Annotated in this window: 23 protein-coding genes; 12 read left to right on the top strand and 11 right to left on the bottom strand. The window is 72.6% G+C overall.

Annotated elements, in window-relative coordinates:
• Positions 1-6: 6 nt before the first annotated feature.
• Complete coding sequence (locus AC3IF3_RS11970) at positions 7-3,453, bottom strand: AsmA protein (RefSeq protein ID WP_489228919.1); 3,447 nt, start codon at positions 3,451-3,453, stop codon at positions 7-9.
• A gap of 282 nt (positions 3,454-3,735) precedes the next feature.
• On the opposite strand from AC3IF3_RS11970, the gene AC3IF3_RS11965 reads away from it, so the two are divergent.
• The 7 genes from AC3IF3_RS11965 to AC3IF3_RS11935 all read left to right on the top strand — a co-directional run bounded on the left by AC3IF3_RS11965 (position 3,736) and on the right by AC3IF3_RS11935 (position 10,592).
• Positions 3,736-6,111 (top strand): ATP-dependent helicase, encoded by a 2,376-nt coding sequence (locus AC3IF3_RS11965; RefSeq protein WP_489228917.1) that lies wholly within the window; start codon positions 3,736-3,738, stop codon positions 6,109-6,111.
• Positions 6,112-6,523: 412 nt separating this feature from the next.
• Entirely contained in the window at positions 6,524-7,240 is a 717-nt protein-coding gene (locus AC3IF3_RS11960) for a PhoH family protein (protein WP_243967471.1), read from the top strand.
• 133 nt (positions 7,241-7,373) lie between these two features.
• Positions 7,374-7,595, top strand: coding sequence for a hypothetical protein (locus AC3IF3_RS11955; RefSeq protein WP_243967470.1), 222 nt, complete (start codon positions 7,374-7,376; stop codon positions 7,593-7,595).
• A 150-nt stretch (positions 7,596-7,745) separates the two neighbouring features.
• Entirely contained in the window at positions 7,746-8,030 is a 285-nt protein-coding gene (locus AC3IF3_RS11950) for an accessory factor UbiK family protein (protein ID WP_489228915.1), read from the top strand.
• A 290-nt stretch (positions 8,031-8,320) separates the two neighbouring features.
• The gene (locus AC3IF3_RS11945) at positions 8,321-8,830 is read left to right on the top strand and encodes a type III secretion system chaperone family protein (RefSeq protein WP_243967468.1); all 510 of its coding nucleotides are present in this window, start codon (positions 8,321-8,323) and stop codon (positions 8,828-8,830) included.
• A 38-nt stretch (positions 8,831-8,868) separates the two neighbouring features.
• On the top strand, positions 8,869-9,672 hold the full coding sequence (proC, locus tag AC3IF3_RS11940) for a pyrroline-5-carboxylate reductase (protein WP_489220313.1): 804 nt from the start codon (positions 8,869-8,871) through the stop codon (positions 9,670-9,672).
• A gap of 104 nt (positions 9,673-9,776) precedes the next feature.
• On the top strand, positions 9,777-10,592 hold the full coding sequence (locus AC3IF3_RS11935; protein WP_489228913.1) for a TetR/AcrR family transcriptional regulator: 816 nt from the start codon (positions 9,777-9,779) through the stop codon (positions 10,590-10,592).
• A gap of 13 nt (positions 10,593-10,605) precedes the next feature.
• Here AC3IF3_RS11935 and AC3IF3_RS11930 read toward each other — a convergent pair whose 3' ends face one another.
• Positions 10,606-12,603: a methyl-accepting chemotaxis protein gene (locus tag AC3IF3_RS11930; RefSeq protein WP_489228911.1), complete on the bottom strand. Its 1,998-nt coding sequence runs from the start codon at positions 12,601-12,603 to the stop codon at positions 10,606-10,608.
• A 540-nt stretch (positions 12,604-13,143) separates the two neighbouring features.
• Positions 13,144-13,578, bottom strand: coding sequence for a response regulator (locus tag AC3IF3_RS11925; RefSeq protein WP_243965402.1), 435 nt, complete (start codon positions 13,576-13,578; stop codon positions 13,144-13,146).
• 228 nt (positions 13,579-13,806) lie between these two features.
• On the opposite strand from AC3IF3_RS11925, the gene argJ reads away from it, so the two are divergent.
• Genes argJ through AC3IF3_RS11910 form a run of 3 tightly spaced genes read left to right on the top strand, consistent with a single transcriptional unit; the run spans position 13,807 to position 16,192 of the window.
• Positions 13,807-15,057 (top strand): bifunctional glutamate N-acetyltransferase/amino-acid acetyltransferase ArgJ, encoded by a 1,251-nt coding sequence (gene argJ, locus AC3IF3_RS11920; RefSeq protein WP_489216045.1) that lies wholly within the window; start codon positions 13,807-13,809, stop codon positions 15,055-15,057.
• Complete coding sequence (locus tag AC3IF3_RS11915; protein WP_489228910.1) at positions 15,054-15,767, top strand: SIMPL domain-containing protein; 714 nt, start codon at positions 15,054-15,056, stop codon at positions 15,765-15,767. Before argJ ends, AC3IF3_RS11915 begins: the two co-directional genes overlap by 4 nt.
• Positions 15,764-16,192: a (deoxy)nucleoside triphosphate pyrophosphohydrolase gene (locus tag AC3IF3_RS11910; protein ID WP_489228908.1), complete on the top strand. Its 429-nt coding sequence runs from the start codon at positions 15,764-15,766 to the stop codon at positions 16,190-16,192. The genes AC3IF3_RS11915 and AC3IF3_RS11910 overlap by 4 nt, the downstream gene beginning before the upstream one ends.
• Positions 16,193-16,202: 10 nt before the next feature.
• Here the strand turns inward: AC3IF3_RS11910 and AC3IF3_RS11905 are convergent, their stop codons facing one another.
• The 4 genes from AC3IF3_RS11905 to AC3IF3_RS11890 form a co-directional block, all read right to left on the bottom strand.
• Positions 16,203-17,180, bottom strand: coding sequence for a Gfo/Idh/MocA family protein (locus tag AC3IF3_RS11905; protein ID WP_489216039.1), 978 nt, complete (start codon positions 17,178-17,180; stop codon positions 16,203-16,205).
• A gap of 138 nt (positions 17,181-17,318) precedes the next feature.
• Positions 17,319-17,750 carry a DoxX family protein gene (locus tag AC3IF3_RS11900; protein WP_489228906.1) on the bottom strand — a complete coding sequence of 144 codons (432 nt, stop codon included), beginning with the start codon at positions 17,748-17,750 and terminating at the stop codon, positions 17,319-17,321.
• A gap of 38 nt (positions 17,751-17,788) precedes the next feature.
• Positions 17,789-18,421 carry an alpha/beta hydrolase gene (locus tag AC3IF3_RS11895; RefSeq protein ID WP_489228905.1) on the bottom strand — a complete coding sequence of 211 codons (633 nt, stop codon included), beginning with the start codon at positions 18,419-18,421 and terminating at the stop codon, positions 17,789-17,791.
• A gap of 60 nt (positions 18,422-18,481) precedes the next feature.
• Entirely contained in the window at positions 18,482-19,405 is a 924-nt protein-coding gene (locus AC3IF3_RS11890; RefSeq protein WP_489228903.1) for a ring-cleaving dioxygenase, read from the bottom strand.
• 118 nt (positions 19,406-19,523) lie between these two features.
• Between AC3IF3_RS11890 and AC3IF3_RS11885 the strand changes: the two genes are divergently transcribed.
• Both AC3IF3_RS11885 and AC3IF3_RS11880 read left to right on the top strand, forming a co-directional pair.
• Positions 19,524-20,480: a LysR family transcriptional regulator gene (locus tag AC3IF3_RS11885; RefSeq protein WP_243965416.1), complete on the top strand. Its 957-nt coding sequence runs from the start codon at positions 19,524-19,526 to the stop codon at positions 20,478-20,480.
• Positions 20,481-20,833: 353 nt separating this feature from the next.
• A complete protein-coding gene (locus AC3IF3_RS11880) occupies positions 20,834-21,502 on the top strand; it encodes a GntR family transcriptional regulator (RefSeq protein WP_489228901.1) in 669 nt (222 codons plus the stop codon).
• A 30-nt stretch (positions 21,503-21,532) separates the two neighbouring features.
• Here the strand turns inward: AC3IF3_RS11880 and AC3IF3_RS11875 are convergent, their stop codons facing one another.
• Genes AC3IF3_RS11875 through AC3IF3_RS11860 form a run of 4 tightly spaced genes read right to left on the bottom strand, consistent with a single transcriptional unit; the run spans position 21,533 to position 24,711 of the window.
• Positions 21,533-22,099, bottom strand: a complete 567-nt coding sequence (locus tag AC3IF3_RS11875) for a GbsR/MarR family transcriptional regulator (RefSeq protein ID WP_489228899.1) — start codon at positions 22,097-22,099, stop codon at positions 21,533-21,535.
• 56 nt (positions 22,100-22,155) lie between these two features.
• Positions 22,156-22,278, bottom strand: coding sequence for a DUF2474 family protein (locus AC3IF3_RS11870; protein WP_243965419.1), 123 nt, complete (start codon positions 22,276-22,278; stop codon positions 22,156-22,158).
• Positions 22,278-23,285, bottom strand: coding sequence for a cytochrome d ubiquinol oxidase subunit II (gene cydB, locus AC3IF3_RS11865; protein ID WP_489228897.1), 1,008 nt, complete (start codon positions 23,283-23,285; stop codon positions 22,278-22,280). Before cydB ends, AC3IF3_RS11870 begins: the two co-directional genes overlap by 1 nt.
• 7 nt (positions 23,286-23,292) lie before the next feature.
• Positions 23,293-24,711: a cytochrome ubiquinol oxidase subunit I gene (locus tag AC3IF3_RS11860; protein ID WP_489228895.1), complete on the bottom strand. Its 1,419-nt coding sequence runs from the start codon at positions 24,709-24,711 to the stop codon at positions 23,293-23,295.
• Positions 24,712-24,934: the final 223 nt, after the last annotated feature.

Raw genomic sequence — 24,934 nt, 5'->3', positions numbered from 1 at the left:
GCCCGTTCAGGGCCGTCCCTCGGCTGGGGAGGGTGCCGGGTCCGCCCCCTCCCCCAGGACCCGCGCCCGGCGGGCCGCCTCCTCGGCGGCGGCCCTCTCGGTCGCGGCCTTCTCCGCCGCCGCCCTGTCGGCGGCGGCCTTGAGCGCCGTGGCCCGGGCATGGTCCATCTCGATCCGGGCGCGGCGGCGCTGCCGCTCGACCTGATCGGCGTCCGTCAGCTCGATCGTCTCCAGCTCGCGCTGGAGCACGAAGGCGGCGAGCCCGTTCGACAGGGCGCCGACGTCGAGGGTCCGTTCGGGGGCGGCGAGCGGCCCCGCCAGGCCGATCTGGATCGCCGGCGGACCGGCGCTCCAGCCCCGGGGCACCGGACCGCCGGTGAGCGTCCCCCGGGCGTCGAGGCGGCCGCCGCGCAGGTCGCAGCCGACCGTGCCGGCCCAGCGGGCGGGCCCGAAATCGATGTCGAACGGACCGGCCCGCAGCACCCCGCCGACGATCGTGGCCGCGGCCCGCGCGGGCGCGCCCGCCTGCGCCGCAGCCTTGGCGAGTTCCTCCGCCACCAGGGCCTGGAGGCGGCCCTCGCGCAGGGGATCGTCGATCTCCACCGCCCGGGACAGGGCGCGCCCCGGCGCCGCCGGATCGGCCGCCGGGACGCGCAGGTCCTTGAGCACCAGCGTGCCGCTGCCCGAGAGGCCGTCGCCGAGCCCCGGGATCGTCTCCGCCGTGGTGGCGAAGCGCAGATCGGCATCCAGGCGGCCGCCGACCGGGCCGCCGGTGAGCGCGGAGAGCGCCACGTCGTCGAGGCTGCCGGTACCGGAGATCGCCGCGCCGGCCCCGGCCCGCGTGATCGTCGCCGATCCGGCGATCCGCCCGCCGCCGAGCTTGCCGGTCAGGTCGCGCAGGGTCAGGCCGGTCTCTGCGAGGCCGAGGGCCATGGCCGCATCCGTCGCCACGAGACCGCGCCCGAGGTCCAGCCTGGCGATGCGGGTGTCGAGGGTGACGGCCGGGTGGGCGGGGGGCGGCCCGAACCGGCCGCCCTCCTGGACCGGGAGCAGCACGGCCTCCGCCAGGTGCGGCAGCGACAGCCGGTCGAGGGCGAGGCGCCCGTGGGGGACGCCGCCCGGCGCCCGCAGCAGCGTCCCGCTCACCCCCGATCCGGCGATCTGGCCGGCCAGGGTGGCGGCCCCCTCCCCCGCCTCCCGGGACACGGTGACGGTCAGGTCGGCCGGCCACGCGCCCGGCGGAAGGCTCGCGGCCCCGGCGAGCGTCAGGAACGGCCCAAGATCGGCCGTCTCGGCCCGGACCACGCCGCCGCTGGGCAGCGCGTCGGCGCCGATCAGGATCGGCAGGGAGGTCGCGAGCCGGAGTCCCGCCACCATCCCGTCGAGGCTGAGGGCGAGCCCGGCGCCGTCCGGCCGCTCGGCCTTCAGGTGGAGCGCGGCGGGCTGCTGGAGGCCGGCGATGTCGGTCCGCCCGAACCACGTCCCGGCCCGGGGGGTACTCAGCGTCGCGGTGCCGCCCTCGATCCCCGTCCCGCGGCTCGCCAGGGTCAGGTCGAGGCTGCCGCCGCCGGCGCTGCCCCGGGCCTGGGTGCGCAGGGCCTGGGCGGGGCCACCCTCCCGGTCGAGGCTGACGGCGAGGTCGAGGGGCGCGTCCCGCAGGAAGGCCGGCAGCAGGCGGATCTCGCCGATCCAGACCCGTTCGAGCAGGCCCAGCAGCGGCGCCGCCACCGGGGCCTTCAGGCGGCCGGAGACGCGCCCGGTCCCGTCCGCGCCGATCCGGCCGGAGAGCGTGGCGCTCGCGCCCGCGAGATCGGTCACGGCGAGGCTGTCGACCACGAGGCCGGCGCCGTCCGTCTGGATGCTCGCCGCGATGGTGCCGGTGCCGGAGCCCGTGGCCCCGAAGCGCACGTCCCGCGCCTCCAGGGTCAGGGCGAGGTCGAGGTCGCGCAGGCTCCCCAGGGCGGTGCCGAGGGGCGGCAGGCCGGCGATGTCGATGCCGTTCGCGCGGATCTGCGCCTCGAAATGGCCCCGCGCCCCGGCCTCCGCGGCGGTGTAGCGGGCGTTTCCGGTGATCCGGGCCGCGCCGAGGGCGAGGCGCAGGTTGCGCAGGGACAGGCTCCCGGGGTCCGCGGAGACATCGGCGGCCGCCTCGACCCGGCGTCCGTCGAGGAGGGCGGTCAGGGGGTTCTCTAGGCCGAGGCGGCGCAGGTAGCGGCCCAGGGCGTCCGAATCGGGCGCGCTCAGCGCCACCGGGCCGGTGAGGCGGAACGGCGCGGTGTCGACCTGCCCGCTCACGCTGACGGTGGATTCCGCCGGGCCGGTGGCCGTGAGGCGCCGCAGCAGCAGGCCGCCGGCCCGCTCCAGGGTGCCGGTGAGGGCGAGGTTCGACCATTCGTCCCCCCCGAGCATGGCGCTGCCCACGGCGAGATCGAGGTCGAGCATCGCCGGCAGGTCGCCGCCCCAGCTCGGCAGGCCGCGGGCGATCAGGTTCTGGCCCTCGGTCGAGGCCAGGAAGGCGTCGAGGTCGAGGCGGCGGGCCTCCAGGCTCAGGGCGGCGCGCCACTGGCGCAGGTCGAGCCGGCCGGTGCCGCCGAGGCGCAGGGTGCGCCCCCCCGGGTCGAGGGCGAGATCGACCCCCTCGAACCGCACCTGCGTGCCCCTGGCCTTGAACGTTGCGCCCATCGTGAACGGCAGGTAGGCGCCCGCGGCCTGGGTCGGCGGGCCGACCACGAGGCGGGCGGAGCCCTCGGCCTCTACCTGGACCGCCCGGCCGGTCTCCAGGGGGACGAGGCCGAACCGCGCATCCGCCTCGAACCGCGGGTGGGCATCGCCGCCCCCCGAGATCTTCACGGCGAGCCGCCCGTCCGGCCCCGGCGTGCCGCTCACCGCCCGGAACGGGACGCCGCCGCTCGTGCCCTCCACGCGCCAGGGCCCGACCAGGGCCGGCGCCTGCAGGGTCAGGTCCTGCGCGTAGAACTGGTCGGTCCGGCCGGTCTCGGGCACCTGCGTGGTGACGAGGAATTGCTGGACGTGCAGCGCCTCGATGGCGAAATCGCGGGTGCCCAGGGCCTCCCCGAGACCGCCCGGCAGCTTCAGGGCGTCGGGGCCGGCCAGCGGGAGCTTGATCTCGGCCCGGCCGATCCGGGTCTCTGTGAAGCGGAACTCGCCCTTCAGGAGCGGCGCCAGGGCGACCTCGGCCTTGACGAACCGCGCATCGAGGGTCGGGCGCTCCGGATCGGCCCCGAGATGCAGGCGGTCGACGCGCAGCCTCGGCGAGGGCAGGAGCCGGACCTCGATCCGCCCGTCGGTCCGGGCGGGCACACCGAGCGACCGGGTGAGCGCCCGGTCGACCAGCGCACGGTGGGCCTGCCAATCGACGAAGGGCGGGACGGCCAGCGCCGCCACGAGAACCAGGATGACGGCGCCCGCCAGCGCGGTCAGAAGATCACGCAATGGTCCCGTTCCGCACTCGTTTCCGCGCGGGACCGTCCCGCGTGCCCCCGCGAGCAAGTGGCCATAGCACGATAAGCCCTCGGAGGCGCCAGCGGTGATGCCACGGTCCGGAGCCGCTCGCGCGGCGCTCGATGTGCCGGTTCCCGGACAGGCGCAGCGAAGCGGAACCTGATTCGGGACGGAGCATGAGACCCGGCGTGCAAGCGGCTGCGCCCACACGCTCAGGTCGCACCGCGCGCACGCGCCCTCGACGCCGTTCGCGATTTGGTCCAGGGATGCGGGATGCAGAACCGCCCGCATGCGCAGCCCGCCGGGGACGGCGCTCCCGCCTCTTCCATCGCCGCCCGCGCCATGGGCGCGCTCCGCCGCGACGCCGCCGCCTATCTCGAGGGGCTCAACCCCGAGCAGCGCCGCGCCGTCGAGACCACGGAGGGCCCGGTCCTGGTGCTGGCCGGGGCCGGCACCGGCAAGACCCGGGTGCTTACCACCCGCATCGCCCACCTGATCGCCACCAACCGGGCGCGGCCCTTCGACATCCTGTCGGTGACCTTCACCAACAAGGCCGCCCGGGAGATGAAGCACCGGATCGGCGCGCTGATCGGCCCGGCCGGCGAGGGCATGCCCTGGCTCGGCACCTTCCACGCCATCGGCACCAAGATCCTGCGCCGCCATGCCGAGCTCGTCGGGCTCAAATCCGACTTCACCATCCTCGGCACCGACGATCAGCTGCGGCTGATGAAGCAGGTGATCGCCGACCAGAACATCGACGAGAAGCGCTGGCCGGCCCGGGCGCTCGCCCACACGATCGACGGCTGGAAGAACCGCGGCCTCTCGCCCGAGCAGGTGCCGCCGGGCGAGGCCGCGTCCTTCGCCTTCGGCAAGGGCGGGGCGCTCTACACCGCCTACCAGGCCCGGCTCGCGACGCTGAACGCCGTCGATTTCGGCGATCTTCTGCTGCTGTGCCTCAAGCTCTGGCGCGAGAACCCTGATGTGCTCGCCAATTACCAGGACCGGTTCCGCTACATCCTGGTCGACGAGTATCAGGATACCAACGTCGCCCAGTACCTGTGGCTGAGGCTGCTCGCGCAGAATCGCAAGAACATCGCCTGCGTGGGCGACGACGACCAGTCGATCTACGGCTGGCGCGGGGCCGAGGTCGACAACATCCTGCGCTTCGAGCACGATTTTCCGGGCGCCGTGGTGGTCCGTCTGGAGCGCAACTACCGCTCCACCGGCCACATCCTGGCGGCCGCCTCGGGGCTGATCGCCAGGAACGAGAGCCGGCTCGGCAAGACCCTGCGCACCGAGGACGAGCCGGGCGAGCGCGTCACCGTGTCGGGGGCCTGGGATTCCGAGGAGGAGGCGCGGCTGCTCGCCGAATCGATCGAGTCGCTCCAGGTCAAGCAGCATCCCCTGTCGGAGATCGCCGTGCTGGTGCGCATCTCTGCGCAGATGCGCGAGATCGAGGACCGCTTCGTCCAGCTCGGCCTACCCTACCGGGTGATCGGCGGCCCGCGCTTCTACGAGCGGGCCGAGATCCGCGACGCCCTGGCCTATCTGCGCGCCACCGTGAATGTCAGCGACGACCTCGCCTTCGAGCGGATCGTCAACACCCCGAAACGGGGCCTGGGCGACGCGACCCTGCAGCAGCTCCACACCTACGGCCGCGCCAACCGGCTGCCCCTGCGGATCGCCGCGGAGCGCCTGTGCGAGACCGACGAGCTGAAGCCCCGGGTCCGCTCGACCCTGCGGGCGCTCACCGCGAGCTTCTCCCGCTGGGCGCGGCTGGTGGAGGCGCAGCCGCACAGCGAGGTCGCCCAGACCATCCTGGAGGAATCCGGCTACACCGAGATGTGGCAGAAGGACCGCTCGGCCGACGCCGCCGGCCGGCTGGAGAACCTCAAGGAATTCGTCCGCTCCATGGAGGAATTCCCCGACCTCGCGGCCTTCCTGGAGCACGTCTCCCTGGTGATGGAGGCCTCCGAGACGGAGGGCGCCGACCGGGTCTCCCTGATGACGCTCCACGCCGCCAAGGGGCTCGAATTCGACACCGTGTTCCTGCCCGGCTGGGAGGACGGCCTGTTCCCGAGCCAGCGGGCGCTGGACGAGAGCGGCCGGGCCGGCCTGGAGGAGGAGCGGCGCCTCGCCCATGTCGGCCTCACCCGGGCGCGCAAGCGGGCCAAGCTGTCCTTCGCGGTCAACCGGCGCATCCACGGGCTGTGGTCCTCGACCATCCCGTCCCGGTTCATCGACGAATTGCCGGAATCGGCCGTCGACGTGATCGAGGCGCCGGCCCACTTCTCCGCCGGCGCCTCGCGGTTCGACCGCAACCCCGCGCCGTTCGGATCGAGCTACGGCACGCCGGGCTGGCAGCGGGCGCAGGCCGCCACCGCGCCGCAGGCCGGCCGCGGCGGCTTCGGGTCCGCGCCGGGGGGCCGGGCCGGCGGACAGGCCGGGGGGCCGCGGCAGATCGAGGGCGAGCTGATCGCCAAGTCGACAGGCATGCCCTCGGCGTTCGAGGCCGGCCAGCGGGTCTTCCACACCAAGTTCGGCCCCGGCACCGTCGCCGAGGTCGATGGCAACAAGCTGACCGTTGACTTCGACAAGGCCGGCCGGAAGATGGTCCTCGACAGCTTCATCCAGGCTGGATCAAGCTAGTCCCGCCGATCAAGCCCGGACGGTCCAGGGCGGCAGGGTCGGCCGGCTTCGCCCGATCGGGCGCGGAGGAACGCTTTCGTGCCGGATGCCGCGTCAGCGCGTCTCCCCCTCCCGAGCCTGATGCATCCGCGCCAGCACGGCGCCTTTTCCCGGGCGGTCGCGCCGACCGTCACCCCCTGGTCACACCCCGTGCGCAATCGTCAGGTGCGAATCACGCTGGCGCGGCCGTTGCGTCACGTATTCGGCCGCGCGCGGGACGTTGTGACGCTCTCCACAGGCGGACGAGCGCGGCGCGGAACCTTCGGGAAAGGGACGGTATTAGTTCCGCAAGACGTGTAGAACCGGGAGCAGGCAGGTAAACGGCAGTTCAGAAACAGATCCAGGTTGGCAAGTCCCGTTGGAGTGTACATCCATGAAGAGACGCCGCGCACGACTTGAACTGGTTGAAGACCGCACGTCCCGTATTCACCGCACGCGCTTCGACGAAGAACGCAACCTCGCTCCGATCCAGCCCCTCACCGAACGCCAAGCCGAGTATCTCGACGCCCTCGCCCGCTCCCCGCAGGTCATCGTCCTGGGGCCCGCCGGCACCGGCAAGACCTACATCGCCGGGACCCGCGCCGCCGACCAGCTCCGCCAGCGCCGGATCTCCAAGGTGGTGATCACCCGCCCGAACGTCCCGTCGGGCCGGTCGCTGGGCTTCTTCCCCGGCACCCTCGAGGAGAAGATCGCCCCCTGGGTCGCGCCGCTGACCGAGGCCATGAAGGAGCGGATGGGCGCGGCCGCCTTCGAGATCGCCCTCAAGACCGGTGACATCGAGATCGTCCCGTTCGAGGTGATGCGCGGGCGCACCTTCAAGAACTGCCTCGTGATCCTCGACGAGGCGCAGAACACCACCACCGCCGAGATCAAGATGTTCCTGACCCGGATCGGCGACGATTGCCAGGTCATCATCAACGGCGACGTCTCCCAGACCGACCTGCGCGAGACCTCGGGGCTGCGCACCGTCATGCACTTGGTCAAGAGCCGGATGATGCCCATACCGGTGGTTGAGTTCACCCGGAACGACATCGTGCGCTCGGGCATCTGCGCCGAGTGGGTGAAGGCGTTCGAGGAAACGAATCTCTAACTCACAAGTTGACGGCGGCGGACCCTCGAAGGTCCGCCGTGCCGCCCCGCGGCGCGAGACGACTCTCCGTACCTCCCGTCCGGGAGGATGAACCGGGCATCCTACCCGGCGAACAGAGAACTGGAGTCTCTTCGTGAGGAAACTGACCTTCGCCTTCACCGTGCTGGCCTCGCTGGGCGCCGCCGCCCTGGTGCAGCCCGCCTCCGCGGCCCCGGCCATGCCCGGCGCCGTCGCGGCCCCCGACGCCGTCACCCAGGTCCGGATGAACCACATGGAGCGGCGGATGATGCGCCGGCACATGATGCATCACCGCATGCACCGCCGGATGATGCACCACCGCATGCACCGCATGTAAGGTTGCAGGGCGGAGCGGGTCCGATCCGGCCCCGCTCCGCCGCCCCGGCCGGGAGGGGCGTTGCTCCCCGCCCCGAAGATTCCTATCTCGTCGTCTCGAATCGCGCCGTCAGGCGGCCGTCGCGGCAGCCAGCCGATCCGGGAGACCAGGATGCCCCCCTCCAATCGACTGTTCGACGACCTCGCCCGCCTGATGACCGACGCGGCCGGTGCCGCCCAGGGCGTGCGCCGCGAGGCCGAGACCGTGGTCCGGGCGCAGATCGAGCGCGTCATCCGCGACCTCGACATCGCCTCGCGGGAGGAGCTCGACGTGCTCCGCGACCTCGTCACCAACCTGCAGGCGCAGAATGAGGCCCTCGCGGCCCGCGTCGCGGCCCTGGAGGCGAAATCCGGGGGCGCCGCGGCGGGCGCCGCCGGGCTGAGCGAGGTGGTTTGAGTCCGGGCGGCAACGCCGGGAGCTTTTACACAGGAAGCCGTCGCGACGATCCGGTTTCCTGTTCACTGAACGGGGCCTGCACTTTGTGTCGTGAGTCACGGCCGGTCTATAGTCGGGCATAGGGTGATTCGATCGCTGCGGGGCGATGTCCGCGGAGCTTCGACAGTCGATCGGCTCACCGCCGGCGTGGATTTGCCGGTCGTCCCAGTTCTCGGAGTGTTCTCGCGCTCCGGTTTCGCGTCACCGTCACGTCGGGCCGGATGTCGTCCGGGCCGTCCTTTTGGATCGTCATGCCGCTTCTCAACGTCGACTTCCACGACCCGGACCGGAACGAGCATCCGCTCGACGTCGTCGAGCGTCTGGCGTCCCTGCGTGACTGGATCTTCGACCGGGCCGAGACCGACGAGATGTCGGTCACGAGCCCCGGCCGGTGGACCGACTACAACGTCGCCTTCACGTGGATCGAGGACGTGGAGGCCCTGCACGTCGCCTGCGCGTTCGACCTCAAGGTCCCGGAGCGGCAGCGGACCGAGGTGATGCGCCTGATCGCGCTGATCAACGAGCAGCTCTGGGTCGGCCATTTCGACCTCTGGACGAGCGACGGCGTGGTGATGTTCCGGCACGCGCTGCTGCTGACCGGCGGGGCGGTGCCGACGCACCCGCAATGCGCCACCATGATGAAGACCGCCGTCGATGCCTGCGAACGCTACTTCCAGGCGTTCCAGTTCGTGCTCTGGGCCGGCAAGAGCGCCCGCGATGCGCTGGACGCGGTGCTGTTCGAGACCGAAGGCGAGGCGTGACCGCGCCGGGGGCCGAGCCGGAGGCCACGGCGGCGGCGATGCCCGCCTCCCTGGTCCTGGCCGGGGCCGGCAAGATGGGCGGGGCGATGCTCGCGGGCTGGCTCGCGGCGGGCCTCGACCCGCGCCGCACCACCCTCATCGACCCGATCCCGACCCGGGAGATCGTCGATCTCTGCGCCGCGCGGGGCCTCGCCCTCAACCCGCCGGACCCGGCGCCCGGCGCCGTGCTGGTTCTGGCGATCAAGCCCCAGGGACTCGACGGGGCGGCCCCCGGACTCGACCGGCTGATCGGCCGCGACACGCTCCTCGTCTCGATCCTGGCCGGCAAGACCGTGGCGGACCTGCGCGGCCGGCTGCCGCGGGCGCGGGCCCTCGTCCGGGCGATGCCGAACCTGCCGGCTAGCATCGGCCGGGGCGCCACGGGGGCCTATGCCAGCCCGGAGGTCACGGCCGGACAGCGCGGCGCCGCCGAGGCCCTGCTGACGGCCAACGGCACCGTCGCGTGGCTCGCCGACGAGGCGCAGATCGACGCGGTGACGGCGGTCTCGGGCTCCGGGCCGGCCTACGTCTTCCTCCTGGCCGAGACGCTGGCCGAGGCCGGCATCGCCGCCGGGCTCGATCCGGACGTGGCGCGCCGCCTCGCCCGGGCCACCGTGGCGGGCGCCGGCGCGCTCCTCGACGCCAGCCCGGCCGAAGCCGCGGAGCTGCGCCGCAACGTGACCTCCCCGGGCGGGACCACGGCGGCGGCCCTCGACGTGCTGATGCGTCCGGACGGCCTCGGCGCGCTGATGCGGGAGGCCGTGGCGGCGGCCCGGCGGCGGGCGGAGGCGCTTGCGGGCTGACACCCCTCGGCGCCCGTGCGGCAAGGCCGCGCGAAACCCCTGCCCTTCCGCGTCGGCCTGCCTACATCAGGAGGCAACGACCGACAGGAGCGGGCGACAGATCCATGACCGAGACCAGAGGGCCGGCGAAGCGCCCCCGCAAGACCGCGACATCCGCCATGGCACCCGGGACGGCCTCCGCCACATCGGAGGGCGCGGCGCGGGAGAGCCTGGCAGAGGCGAGCACGGCCGAGCCGAGCCCGCCCAAGCTGCCGCCCCGGGAGGCCGCCGTCGAGGCCCTGATGCGGCTCGCCGCCGAGCAGCCCTGGAGCGATATCGAGATCGGCGACATCGCCCGGGAGGCGGGCCTGACGCTGGCCGAGCTGCGCGACCTGTTCCCGTCGAAGGGCGCGGTCCTGGGCGGCCTGACCCGGATCATCGACCGGAAGGTCCTGGAGGGCGATAGCTCCGGCCTCGAGGAGGAGCCGACCCGCGAGCGCCTGTTCGACGTGCTAATGCGGCGCCTCGACGCCATGACGCCCTACAAGCCGGCCCTGCGCCGGATCGCCTACGCGCTGCGCGGCGAGCCGCTGGCGATGCTCGCGCTGAACGGCGTCATGCTGAACTCCCACCGCTACATGCTGGCGGCGGCCGGGATCGACACCGAGGGCCCGCTCGGCCAGCTCAAGCTGCAGGGCGTGGTGATCGCCTTCGCCCGGGTGACCCAGGTCTGGCTCGACGACGACGATCCGGCCCTGGCCCGGACGATGGCCCGGCTCGACAAGGAGATCCGCAGCGGCGAGCGCCTCATGGAGCGGGCCGAGGATGCACGCAGGCTCACCGCGCCGCTGCGGGCGCTGGGCCGGTCGCTGCTCGACCGACGCCCCCGCGCGCGGCGCGACCGCGACGGCGACGAGACGGATCCCGCCGCCGCCATCTGAGCGGATCCGCGGCTCACATGGCCTGGATGTCGCGGAGGAAGCCGTCGACCTCCTGCTTGACGGCCAGCGACTGCTTGGCCAGCTCGGCCGCCGCGTTCAGGACCTGCGTGGCGGCGCTGCCGGTCTCGCCCGACGCCGTCAGGACCCGGGCGACGTTGGCCGACACGTCCTGCGTCCCCTTCGCCGCCTGGCCGGCATTGCGCGAGATCTCGCTCGTGGCCGCCGTCTGCTCCACCACCGTCGAGGCGATCGCGCCGCTGATCTCGCTCACGCTGGCGATCGTGCGGGCGATCTGCTGCATCGCCTCCGCGGCCTGACCCGTGGCCGCCTGGATCGCGGCGATCTGCCCGCCGATCTCGTCGGTGGCCCGGGCGGTCTGGCCGGCCAGCTCCTTGACCTCGGCCGCCACCACGGCAAAGCCCCGCCCCGCCTCGCCGGCGCGCGCCGCCTCGATCGTGGCGTTGAGCGCCAGCAGGTTGGTCTGCCCGGCGATCCCCGAGATCGTCGTCACCGCCGCGCCGATCTGCTCGGCGGCCGCGCGCAGGCTCGCCATGGCGGCGTTGGTCGCCTCGGCCTCGTGGGCGGCCTGACCGGCCACCGCGTTGGAGCGCACCACCTGCCGCTCGATCTCCTGGAGCGAGGACACCATCTCTTCGGCCGCCGCCGCCACCGTCTGGACGTTGGACGCGGTCTGCTCGGCGGCACTGCTGGAGGCGACCGCCTGGCTGCTGGTGTCGTCGGCGACTTGGGTCATCGCGCGGGCCGTGGCGTCGAGCTCGGTCGCGGCCGCGGTGACGATCTCCAGCGCGCTCGACATGGTCTGCTCGAAGCCGCGGACCAGGGCCTCCCGCCGCTCGATCCGGTTCTGGCGGGCCTCCTGCTCGGCGGCCTGGGCGGCCTCCAGCTCGGCCCGGGCGATGGCGTTCTGCCGGAACACCTCCACGGCCTTGGCCATGGCGCCGATCTCGCCCGCAGCATCCTGCGACGGCACCGCGACGGCGGTGTCGCCGTTCGCCAGGCGCGCCATCGCGTCCCGCATGCCGTCGATCGGCCGGATGATGCTGCGCCCGATCACGGACGCCAGCGCGATGCCGACGACGAGGGCCAATGCGCCCAGGCCGACCTCGATGCGCCAGGTGCGCAGGGCCATGTCGGCGGTGCTCGCCTTGATCCGCTCGACCGATTGCAGGATCCGCCCGCGCAGGGCGGTGCAAGCCTTCTCGATGGCGTCGATGTGCGGCTTGATGCCGGTCTCCAGCGTCGCCTTCGTGGCGATATTCGCCTTGTAGAAGACGTCCAATTCGGTGGCGTAGTCGGCGAGCGCGGTCTCGAGGGCGTCGATCCGCTCGGCGAAGGCCCCGGCGCCCGCCCCGTTCCTGAAGGTCTGGATCGCGGTCCGGGCCTGCTCGACCTGCGCCAGGAACTTCGTCCGATCCTCGGGCTCAACGGCGATCAGATACCGGGCGCCCGCGAGGCGGACCCTCAGAACCGCCGTCTCGACGTCCTGAGCGTGCAGCAGCGTTCCCTGGTCGGCCCGCCCACGGATCTCGACGCTCATGGCCGCCAGCAGGCTGGTGAGGGAGCCTCCCGATCTGAACATGCTCCGTCTGGCGTCGAGCAGCTGGGTCCCCCCCGCCACGAGGTAGTCCAGCTGCGGCTTCAGCGCGATGGCGCCCTCGACGATCCGCCGATGCAGGTCGCGCCCTTCCTCCGTCCGGACGAGCGCCATCCGTCTCGTGGATATCGCCTCGATCTGCCGCCGCGCCTCCTCCATGGTGGCGATCTGCTCGGGACCCGGTGCCACCCGGTAATACGCGGCCTGGGCGGAGAGCCGCGTGGAGAGTCCGTCCAGGATGAGAATCTCCTGAGCGCCCTGCTCGATGGCGCTCCCTGTCTCGTACTCCAGATTGATCACGCCCTGCTGATAGATGGAGAACAGAATGACGATGGCGTTCATCGCCACGAGGAGAACAAATCCGCCGTAGAGACGGCCACGAATTCCGATCTTCACAGGAGTACGACCTTCGCAAATGCGATTGCCACAACGGCCATCTGCGACAGAAAGGTAATATATCGTGACATAAGAATAACAAAGCCCGCGACAAACCTAGGATTTATTATCTATCAATACAATACATTGGCGATAATTATTGAGATAAAAATTTCAATCCAAACTCAGCGCAATCGAAACCGCGATACTGTCGCCGAAGATACTGCGTTCACCGTTGCGCACAGACATGCCCGAAGTGCCCCGGCCCTCGGCTGACAACACTTGAGCGTTGCAGAGATCACGGGACTGCGAGATCGCGGTCACGGCGTCCTTCGACTGCGCGACAGCCCGTCGTACTGGACCACAGCATCGCCCCGTCGCCGCGCGATACCGAACCGGGATCGATCGATCAGTTTCGGGGTTCGACGAGATCTGTCCTGGACCCGGCCCGCGCGACGCCGATCCGGCCCCGCGGCGACCGAGGCGGGCGCGCACCGATTCGCCCGGTGCGGCCGTCCATCGACCGCAGGCGCCGCGCAGAATCTCGATCGGGTCGGCGGGTCAGGCGGCGCGGTCGGCCAGCGCTTCGCGCATCAGGGACGCCACCATCCCGTTCTGGAACTGGTCGCGCCGGACGCGCAGCGCGTCGGGGACCTGGGCGGGGGTCTCCGTCTCCGGAGCATCGAGGGAATCGCCGGCCACGACGATGCGCAGGCCCGGGCGCAGACTCCGCGCCTCGACGGCCAGCTGTGTGCAGCACAGGCCGCCCTGCAGCCCCGAATCCACCACCATCACGTCCACCGGCAGCCCCAGGGCCAGCACCGTCATGGCGTCGACCCCCCGGTCGCAGGCGGTGACCTGATAACCCAGCAGGCGGACCTGGGCGGCCGCCTCGTCCCGCCAGCGCTTGTGGCGGCCGACCACCAGAACCTGGATCCGGTAGCATCCGCCCTGGGGCATCGTGCCGGAGGCAGTCCCGACGTCGGCTGTGGACATTCCGCACTCGACTTCGCACTGGCTTTGCAACGCACCATGCTATGCCGGGAGGCGAGCCCGACGCAAGCCTCTCGCCGCGAAGGCGCCGCATTCCGCGCCGCCGCTGCCCAACGCACGGGCAGCGGCACATCTGACCATAGCGCGGGCATATGGTTGACGCAGGCAGGGTCCCCCGGGCAACACCGGGCCGCCGCGGACCACCACCGCGCCCTGCCGGAGCCCGAGCCGATGTCGTCCGCGAAATCCCCGCCCGTCTCCCCCCTGGCGCCCGCCGCGATGCCGGATCTGCCACCCCTGCCGGGGGTGCGAATCGCCACCGCCCAGGCCGGGATCCGCTACAGCGGCCGCACCGACGTGCTCTACGTGGCCCTCGAGGCCGGGACCCGGGCGGCCGGCGTGTTCACCCGGTCGAAATGCCCCTCGGCGCCGGTGGATTGGTGCCGGGAGGCCCTGGCGGACGGCGCCGCACGGGCGCTGGTGGTCAATTCCGGCAACGCCAACGCCTTCACCGGCCGACTCGGCCGGGAGGCGGTGGCGCGCACCGTGGAGATCGCCGCGCAGGCGGCGTCCTGCGGCCCGCGCGAGGTCTACGTCGCCTCGACGGGCGTGATCGGCGAGCCGCTGCCGGCCGAGCGCTTCGAGGGTGTGCTGGCCGATTGCGCCGTCCGGGCCACGGACGGGTCCGCCGCCTGGGCCGAGGCGGCGCAGGCGATCATGACCACCGACACCTTCCCGAAGCGCGCGACCCGGACCGCCACGATCGACGGCGTGCCGGTGACGATCAACGGCATCGCCAAGGGCGCCGGCATGATCGCCCCCGACATGGCGACGATGCTGGCCTTCGTCTTCACCGACGCCGCCCTGCCCCAGGGGGTGCTCCAGCCGCTCCTGTCCGCGGGGGCGCGGACCAGCTTCAACTGCGTGACGGTGGACGGCGACACCTCCACCTCCGACACCCTGATGCTGTTCGCGACCGGCAAAGCCGGCCATGCCGGGATCTCCGACCCGGCCGACCCGCGGCTCGCCGGCTTCCGGGAGGCGCTGGAGAGCCTGCTGATCGAGCTGGCGCAGCTCGTCGCCAAGGATGGCGAGGGTGCGCGCAAATTTGTCACCGTCCGGGTCACGGGCGCCGAGGGCGATGCCTCCGCGCACCGCATCGCCCTATCGATCGCCAACTCGCCGCTGGTGAAGACCGCGGTGGCGGGTGAGGACGCCAATTGGGGCCGGGTGGTGATGGCGGTGGGCAAGGCCGGCGAGCCCGCCGACCGGGACCGGCTGGCGATCTGGTTCGGCGACGTGCGCGTGGCCGTCCAGGGTGCCCGCGACCCGGATTACAGCGAGGCCGCCGCCAGCGCCGTGATGCGCGAGGCCGAGATCGGGATCCGGGTCGATCTGGGCCTGGGCGACGGTCAGGCGCGCGTGTGGACCTGCGACCTGACCAAGGGCTACATCGAGATCAACGGGGATTACCGCTCGTGAGGGCTGTCCTGGCCGGCGCCGTCCTGGTCGTCGCGCTGGCCGCCCGGGCGCACGCGGACGATGCGGACTGCACCCGCCACATCAGCGTGGTCGGCCGCGCCGCGGACGCGCGGGCCCCGGACTTCGCCGAGGTGACGGTCGGCATCGAGGCGCGCGGCGCCAATGCGGCGGCGGCCCTCGATGCGGCCTCGAAGGCGGTGGCGGGCGTCACGGCGCAGGCCCGCGCCCTCGGCGTCCCGCCGGCCGATCTCGGCACCGCCGCCGTCACCCTGCAGGCGGCGACCCGGTCGGTGACCCGGCCGGGGGGCGGCGTCACCGAGGAGCCCGACGGCTACAGGGCCGGCAACCTCGTGAGGGTCCGCCTCGCCGCCATGGACCGGCTCGGCGACCTGCTGCGCCAGGCCCTCGACGCCGGGGCGAACCGGATCGACGGCGTGAGCTTCGGCCTGCGCGATCCCGACACGGTCGAGGCCGCCCTTCAGGTCGCCGCGGCCCGGGACGCCCGCAGCCGGGCCGCGGCCCTCGCCGACGCCCTCGGCACCCGGCTCGGCCCGCTCTGCACGCTGGCGCCCGCGGGCGGCGCGCCCTACCCGCTCGCGAGCCGCGCCCTGGCGGCGCCGATGCCCGCCAAGGGGCCGCGCGTCCCGATCGAGGCCGGCACGATCCAGATGTCCTCCGAGGTCGCGGCCACCTTCGCGGTGGCGCCGTGAGCGCCCCCGGGAATGCCGCCCTGCGCCTGCTCCTGGTGGTCGCGGTGGCCCTCGTCGACGTCGACGGCCGCGTGCTGGTGAGCGAGCGCCCGGCGGGCAAGCAGCTCGCCGGATTGTGGGAATTCCCCGGCGGCAAGATCGAGCCCGGCGAGCGGCCGGAGGCGACCCTGATCCGGGAACTGTCCGAGGAACTCGGCATCCGGGTCGAGGAGCCGTGTCTCGCGCCCCTGACCTTCGCCAGCCACGCCTATCCGGACTTCCACCTCCTGATGCCGCTCTACGTTTGCCGACGCTGGACGGGCACGCCGCGCCCGATGGAGGGGCAGGCGCTGAAATGGGTCCGGCCGAAGGCGCTGCGCGATCTGGCGATGCCGCCCGCGGACGCGCCGCTGATCCCGTTCCTGATCGATCTGCTGGAGGTCTGAGGGCGCCCCCTCACAGGGCCAGGATCGTCTCGACCGCCTCCTGCACGTCGAGGGCCTCCGCGAAGGTGGCGAGGGCGTGGGGCTCGCCCCGCGCCATCCGGACGACGCCCGCGAGCTGGCGCCGCAGGGTGATCGGGCGCAGCCGCGCGTTGGGGATCGCGTCGGGCTCCGGCGCGAAGCGCCCGTCCGGCGCCCGGCGCTCGGCGATGGCCCAGTCCCGCAGCCGGACGGCGCCGGCATCGCCCTCCAGCGTCCAGGTGTTGTGATCGTCGGCCTCGGTGCCGCCGACCCGGCCGGTCAGGGTCACGGGGACCGCCCCCGCCGTGAGCGTCACGGCGATCGCCCGCTCGGACCGGCCGGCCTCCGGGAGGTCGACCCGGCCGCGGATCCCGCTCAGGGGGCCGAGCAGGCGGCGGGCGAGGAACAGGAAGTGCGAGACCACCTCGCGGGTGAAGCCGCCCTCCGCCCGGGCATCGAGCCAGCGCGCCGCGTCGGCCTGCCAGGGACGCGGCCAGCGGGCGAATTCCACCGCGATGGCGAGCCGCCGCGGCGTCCCGACCACGCCCGCGCCGATCCAGCGCTCGAGCGTTGCCACGCCGGGCGACGAGGCGAACGGGAAGTTGACCGCGCCGGCGCTGCCGGCTTCCGCCACGAAGGCGCGGGCCTCGGCGAGATCGATGGCGAGCGGCTTCTCGCAGAAGACGCTCCGCCCGGCCGCCAACGCCGCCCGGGCGTGGCCGAGATGGGAGGCCGGCGGCGAGGCGACGTAGACGCAGGCGCTCGCCGCCACGACGGCGGCGGCGTCGGCGACGCGCGGCACAGCCGGGAACGCCGCCCCGATCCGGGCCAGGGCCTCCGGGGCCGGGTCCCAGATCGCCGCGACCCGGACGGGCGCGTCCGGGGCCCCATGGATGGCGCCGAGCAGGCGCTCACCCATGATCCCCGCGCCGATGATCCCCAGGGCGAGCGTGGCGTCGGTGGTCGGCATGGGGATTCCCGTGTGGCGGACGGCCGGGCGGCGCGACCCGCCGCCTTTACGGATCCGGAATGGCACGGGAAAGGCCGCCGGCTTCCTCAACCCTGGATAAAGGCTAACTGGGCCGCCGCCCCGGGGACGCGGGCGGGGTCAGGCCCGGCCCCGACGGGCGTCGAGGCTGAACGGGCCCGCGCCGAAGGCCGCCACCTGGAGCAGCCCGCCGGCCATGGCGAGGTTCTTCAGGAAGTGGAACATCTGGTTCTGGTCACTGAGGGCCGCGTGGAAGGTCACGGCGGTGGCGACCGCGAAGACGGCGAGGACGAGGGCGACGAGGCGGGTCCGGCACCCGGCGATCAGCAGCAGCCCGCCGCCGATCTCCACCAGCGTCGCCGCCCCGTAGGAGATCGGGGGCAGCGGCAGGCCGGCGGCCGCGATGGTAGCGCGCGTCGCGGCGGGGGCGGCGAGCTTGCCGGCCCCGCTCACCAGGAAGATCGCGCTCATCAGGACCCGACCGGTGACCGGCAGCAGGGTTGCGAATGCGGGGCCGGCGGCGGCCGGTGCGGGGGAGATCGAGGCGGCCATGGGACCAGTCCGTCCTGTGCGGTGGGGGGCTAGGCGGCTCAGGCCGCTTGCGGGTGTGCGCGGTCGTGGATCCAGTCCGCCGTGAGGCCGATCTCGGCCTGCGACAGGCCGTGGCCGGCGGGCAGGACCCGGTGCTCGACGCGCGCGCCGGATGCGGCGAGCTGCGCCGCGAGGCGGCGGGCATTCTCCACCGGCACGATCGGGTCCATCGCCCCGGAGAGGATCAGGACCGGCCGGCCCGCGAGATCGGACACGGGGGGCTCGGCGAAGGGCACCATCGGGCGGATCAGCACGGCGCCGGCCAGGGCCTCCGGCCGCAGCATCAGGAGCGCGGCCGCGATGTTGGCGCCGTTGGAGAAGCCCAGCGCCAGGGGCGCGCCGAGACCGTAGCGCGCCCGGGCCTCGGCCACGAAGGCGGCGAGGTCGCCGGTGCGGCGGCGCAGGTCCGCCTCGTCGAACACCCCCTCCGCGAGGCGCCGGAAGAAGCGCGGCATGCCGTTCTCGAGGACCGGGCCGCGCGGGGCGAGGCGCGCGGCGTCCGGCGCGACCGCCCGGCCGAGGGGCAGGAGATCGCGCTCGTCGCCGCCGGTCCCGTGGAGCAGCAGCAGCGGGCGCGCGGCCTCCGCGCCGGGCTCGAAGCAATGGACGAAACCGAGGGCGTCCCGGGTCATGGCAAGCTCTTGGCGATGCGTTGGGGGTCCCGCCCCGCGGGCGCGGGGCGGGATCGGGGTTCAGGCGACCTTGGGCAGGACCGCCTCGATGGCGGCCCGGTGCGGCTCCAGCCCGGCGGGCAGCTTCAGGGCCTGGCCCAGGGCCTCGACCGGCTCGTCGACCGCGAAGCCGGGCGCGTCCGTGGCGATCTCGAACAGCACGCCGCCGGGCTCGCGGAAGTAGATCGAGCGGAAATACTGGCGGTCGCGCTGCTCGGTGACCTGGAGGCCCCGGGCGGCGAGCGCCGCGCCCATCGTGGCCTGGGCGGCATCGTCCGCCGCCCGGAACGCGATGTGGTGGACCGAGCCGGCGCCCGGCCGGCCGGGGAGGAAGCCCCCGACGGCCCGCAGGGTCACGAAGCCGCCGATCGCGGCGCTGCCCGCGAAGCGGATCAGGTTGCCCTCGCGGCCGGCCTCGGCGAGGCCCAGCACCTCCGTGAGGATCGCGGCCGTCGGCGCGGCCGCGTCGAGGAGCAGCGTCACCCCGTGCAGGCCGCGGATCGCGTGCTCGGCCGGCACCTCGCCCGAGGCCCACCCCGCCGTGTCGTCGCCGTCGACACCCACGAGGGCGAGCAGCATGCCGTCCGGATCGCGGAAGCGCAGGGTCGGCGCGCCGAAGACCTGGACCAGCGGCTCGTGGGCGACGCCCTTCTCGATCAGGCGATGGGTCCACCAGCCGATGGAGGCCCGGGGGATCCGGAAGGCGGTCTCCTGGGCCTCCCCGACCCCGACCCGGCCGGGCACGGCGCGCTCGACCGGGAAGAAGGTCAGGATCGTGCCGGGGCGCCCGGCCGCGTCGCCGTAATAGAGGTGGTAGGTGCCCGGATCGTCGAAGTTGACGGTCTTCTTGACCAGCCGCAGCCCGAGCACGCGGGTGTGGAAGTCGAGGTTGCGCAGGGCCGGCCCGGAGAAGGCCGTAACGTGGTGGAGGCCGGTCTGAACCATGGCGCTGTCTCCTGGCGGGCGCCGCAGGGGGCGCGCGTTCGCGATGACGGCACTATGCCCCTTGCCGTCTGTCCGGAAAACCGAAACGATGGAAACCCATCGTTTCCGGAATTGACCCATGCGGCTCCCCGATTTCGAGGCCTGGGCGGTGTTCGCCAAGGTGGTGGAGACCGGCTCCTTCGGCCGGGCCGCCGCGGATCTCGGCCTCTCGAAGGGCACGGTCTCCAAGGCGGTCGGCCGGCTGGAAGTCCGGATCGGGGCCCGGCTGTTCAACCGCACGTCGCGCAAGCTCGCCCTCACCGAGGCGGGGCAGGCCGCCAAGGCGAGCGCGGCGCGGATCCTGGCGGAGGGCGAGGCGGCCGAGGCGCTGGCCAGCGCGGGCGCCGCGGAGCCGCGCGGTCTGGTGCGGCTCGCCGCGCCGATGACCTTCGGGGTGATGCACGTGGCGGCGCTGCTGCCGGATTTTCTCCGGGAGCACCCGGCCGTCGCGGTGGATCTGCACCTCTCCGACGCGGTCGTCGATCTCGTGGGTGGCGGGTTCGACATCGGCCTGCGCATCGCGGCGCTGCCGGATTCCTCCCTGCGCGCCCGCCGGCTCTGCGGGATCCGCCGCTCCCTGGTGGCCACGCCCGCCTATCTCGACCGGCACGGCCGCCCGCAGCATCCGGACGATCTCGCCCGCCACACCTGCCTCGGCTACGCCTACCTGCCGACCCCCGACCGCTGGCGGTTCAGGGATGCGGCCGGCACGGAGGCCGTGGTCGTGCCCGGCGGCCCCCTGCGGGCGAACAACGCCGAGGCCCTGGCGCCGGCGCTCCGGGCCGGCCTCGGCCTCGCCCTGCAGCCGGATTTCATGATCTGGGACGACCTCGAGGCGGGACGCCTGGAGCGGGTCCTGCCCGACTGGTCACCACCCCCGATCGCCCTGCATCTCGTGACGCCCCCCGGCGACCCCCGCCCCGCGCGCGTGACCGCCCTGCTGGCGTTCCTCGGCCAGCGCCTCGCCCATGCGCCCTGGGCGGATCCGCACCATCCCGCGGAGCAGCGGGACATCCGCACCCCGGATCCAAACTGACGTCCGGCAATTCAACACGCCCGCCTGTGGGCTTCACGCCGGCGTTGGACAGGTTTCGGATCCGGCACGCGAGCGCGCGGGACGGTGTTGTATATTAAATTCCGGTGACGCCCCCTGTGAAGAGGCCCAACGACGCGCGCGATCACGCGGAGAGACGATTCAAGAGCCGAAAGAACTGTTCGACAAAAGGGGAGTAATCTCAGAATATCGAATTCATCTCGCGATGAAACCCGACATGCGCGAGGACTAGATTTCAAGCCGCAGCGAAAAGACTCCGGCCTTTCGGGATGCTATATCTGCGTATCTACCCTCACGCCGAGGCTTCGACGTTGACAGCGGTCCCCGAACGCCATGTGCCCGAACGGCTGCAGCATAAGACGGTGTCGGCGGCCGTGGCGGATTCGCTGCGGCGGCGGATCCTGAACGGGGAGCTGCGCCCGGGTCTTCAGCTTCGTCAGGATGCCCTGGCCGAGGAGTTCGGGATCAGCCGGATCCCGATCCGGGAGGCGCTCCTGCAGCTCGAGGCGGTCAATCTGGTCAAGATCGTGCCGCATCGCGGGGCCGTGGTGGTGAGCCTCTCCCTCGCGGAGGTGGAGGACATCTTCAAGCTGCGCGCCCAGCTGGAACCGGACCTGCTGGTGCTCTCGGCGCCGCGCCTGACGGCGGCGGATTTTCAGGATCTTTACGCCCTGTCGAAGACGTACAGCGACGCCCTGAAACGGGGCGAGGTGTTCCGCTGGGGCGAACTGAACCGACGCTTCCATTTCGACCTCCTGCGGCATGCGGGCCGCCCGCGCTCGCTGGATATCGTGTCGCGCCTGCTGCAGGATTGCGACCGTCCGACCTGCCTTCAGCTGTCGGCGACCGGGGATGTCGCCCGCGCCGAACAGGAACACACGCTGATCCTCCGCCTGTGCGAGGCGGGCAGGGTCGACGAGGCGGTGGAGGTCCTGCGGGCCCACATCGAGACCGTCGGGGTCTGCCTCGTGGCGATCTACCGGGACGGGCTGGCCCGCTCCTGAGCGCGGCCGCGCCGGCCCCGTCACGGGGGATCAGCTCTGCTGGTCGGCCCGGCCGCCGAGCCGGGTCAGCCGATCCTTCATCGCCAGCACCTTCTGGACCTTCGCGCCGAGGGTGAGGAGCTGGACCAGGCGCTCGGTGTCCAGGCGGCGCACGTCGGCGTACCAGCCGGCGAAGAGCTCGAACAGGTCGTGCATCTCCCCGAGCCGTGCCTGGGCGTGACGCTCCGCGTCGGTCCCGGCCTCCTGCATCAGCAACTCGCGCAGCAGGGTCAGCGTCGGGTCGATCTCCCGCTTCTTGCGCTCCTCGACCAGGGTGCGGACGATCTGCCAGAGATCCTCGGGGGTGGCGAAGTAGTCCCGCCTGTCCCCGGGTACGTGCTGGAGACGGACGAGGTTCCAGGCCTGCAGCTCCTTGAGGCCCATGCTGACGTTGGAGCGGGAGAGGCCGAGCCGCTCGACGATCGCGTCGGCGTTGAGCGGCCGCTCGGCCACGAACAGCAGGGCGTAGATCTGCCCCACCGTCCGGTTGATGCCCCAGCGCGAGCCCATCTCGCCGAAATGCAGCACGAAGGTCTGGACCAGGGGAGGAAGCTGCAAGGGGGCGATCCGTCGAACGGTGGGCCCCCGGGAAAGCCGGGGGTGTTGGCGGCTTATCAGCTCTTCAGCCAGAGGCGGAGGAGCGTCGCGACGCAGCCGAGGCCGACGATGCTTCCGGCCCAGATCGCCGCGAACCAGGCGAGGCGCTTCCAGAGCGGGAGCGGGGTTGCGGGGGCCATCAGTGATACCCGTGCGCGTCGACCTTGCCGCGGAACACCCAGTAGGAATACGCGGTGTAGATCAGGATGATCGGGACCAGCAAAGCGGCGCCGACCAGCAGGAAAATCTGGCTGGCCGCGGGGGCGGCGGCCTGCCAGATGGTGATCCGCCCCGGCACCACGTCGGGGAAGATGCTGATCCCCAGCCCCAGGAACGACAGGGCGAACAGGCCGAGCGCGATCAGGAACGGGGCCCGCTCGCCCCCGGCCCGCAGGGTCCGCCACAGGGCGACGGCGGCGAGTGCCACGAGCACCGGCACCTGCGCGGCGAGCAACACGTTCGGCATCGCCAGCCAGCGCTCGAAATAGCGCCCCTGCAGGAACGGCGTCGCAGCGCTGACCAGGGCGATGGCCGCCACCGTGGCCACGGTCAGCCGCAGGGCGAGGCGGCGCGCCTGGAGCTGGAGCAGCCCGTCCGTGCGCATCACCAGCCAGGTCGCCCCGAGCAGCGCGTAGGCCACCACGAGGCTGACGCCGACCAGCAGGCTGAACGGGGTCAGCCAGTCCCACCAGCCGCCGGCATAGGCCCGGCCCTCGACCGCGATGCCCTGGAGCAGCGCCCCCAGCGCGATCCCCTGGGCGAGCGCCGCCACCACGGAGCCGCCCGTGAAGGCGATATCCCAGGCGGCCCGGTGACGGGGATCGCGCCAGCGGAACTCGAAGGCGACGCCGCGAAAGATCAGCCCGAGCAGCATCGCGATGATCGGCGCGTAGAGCGCCGGCAGGATCACCGCGTAGGCCAGCGGGAAGGCCGCGAACAGCCCCCCGCCGCCCAGCACCAGCCAGGTCTCGTTGCCGTCCCAGACCGGGGCGACCGAGTTCATCGCGGTGTCGCGCTCCGGCCCCGGCCGCAGGGTCGGGAACAGGATGCCGATGCCGAGATCGAAGCCGTCCATGACGATGTAGGCGAAGACCGCGAAGGCGATCACGAACGCCCAGACCACGGTGAGATCGACGCTGTCGAGCATGGCTGCCTCACGCGGCCGGCTGGAGGTGGCGGTCTGGATCGACCGACGGGGCGGGGGTGATGCCCGCCGTCCGGATCGGCGCGCCGGGCTCGATCCCGGATTCGCCCGCATGCGGCGGCTGGGCCATCAGGCGCAGGATGTAGAGCACCCCCATGGCGAACACGGAGAAGTAGATCACCACGAAGGCGGTGAGCGAGGCGGCCACCGCCGGGGCGTGGAGCGGCGAGGCGGATTGCGCGGTCCGCAGCAGGCCGTAGACCGTGTAGGGCTGGCGCCCGACCTCGGTGGTGATCCAGCCGGCGAGCACCGCCACGAAGCCGGCGGGGCCCATGGCCACCGCGAAGCGGTGCAGCGGGCGCCACCGGTAGAGCGCCCCGCGCCAGCGGGCGAGCAGGCTGAGCGCGCCGAGGAGCAGCATCAGCAGGCCGAGCCCGACCATGATGCGGAACGACCAGAACACGATCGGCACCGGCGGCCAGTCCGTCCGGGGCAGGCTGTCGAGGCCGGCCAGCGGCGCGTCGAGGCTGTGCTTCAGCACGAGCGAGGACAGCTTCGGGATCTCCACGGCGTAGCGGACCGTGCCGGCCTCCTGGTCGGGCAGGCCGAACAGCACGAGCGGTGCCCCGTCCGGATGGCTCTGGTAGTGGCCCTCCATGGCCATGACCTTGGCGGGCTGGTGCTCCAGGGTGTTGAGCCCGTGGGCGTCGCCCGCAAAGATCTGGACCGGCGCCACCAGGGCGGCCATCCACATCGCCATGGAGAACATCGTCCGGGCGGCCGGGTTGGCCCGGTCGCGCAGCAGGTGCCAGGCGCCGACCGCGCCGACCACCAGGGCGGTGGTCAGGTAGGCCGCCAGCACCATGTGCACGAGGCGGTACGGGAAGGACGGGTTGAACACGATCGCCCACCAGTCCAGCGGCACGAACTGCCCCTCGGCGTTGGTGCCGTAGCCGGCCGGCGTCTGCATCCAGGAATTCACCGACAGGATCCAGAACGCCGAGAAGAAGGTCCCGAACGCCACCATCAGCGTCGCGGCGTAGTGGAGCCGCGGCCCGACCTTGCGCATCCCGAACAGCATCACCCCGAGGAAACCCGCCTCCAGGAAGAAGGCCGAGAGCACCTCGTAGGCCATCATCGGGCCGAGCACCGGGCCGGTCTTGTCGGAGAAAACCGACCAGTTGGTGCCGAATTGGTAGGACATCACTAGGCCGGAGACGACGCCCATGGCGAACGCGATGGCGAAGATCTTAATCCAGTACTTGAACAGGTCCATGAAGACCTGCCGTCCGGTGGCGAGAAACAGGCCCTCCAGCACGGCGAGGAAGCTCGCCAGCCCGATCGAGAAGGCCGGGAACACGATGTGGAACGCCACCGTGAACCCGAATTGCATGCGGGCGAGGATCAGGGGATCGAGGTTGGCGAGCACGACGGGTCTCCCGTGCGGGATCTGCGACTCGGCTTATAGCAATTTCAGTAATTTCTGAAAAGTCGATAATGCGCCGGCCGCCGCGACGCCCATGCCGGGCAGCCCGTCCCGCAGGGCCTGGACGCGCGGGCCCGGACGCGGCAGGTTCGCGCGGAATCCCCCAGAGACCGGGACCGCGCAGGCACGGCGCCCGCCGCCGCGCCGCGATCGGCCCCGCCCGGAC

This window comes from Methylobacterium sp. J-118, assembly GCF_057836565.1.
Note: the sequence above shows the minus strand (reverse complement) of the source record. Positions and strands in the feature narration are given on the sequence as shown.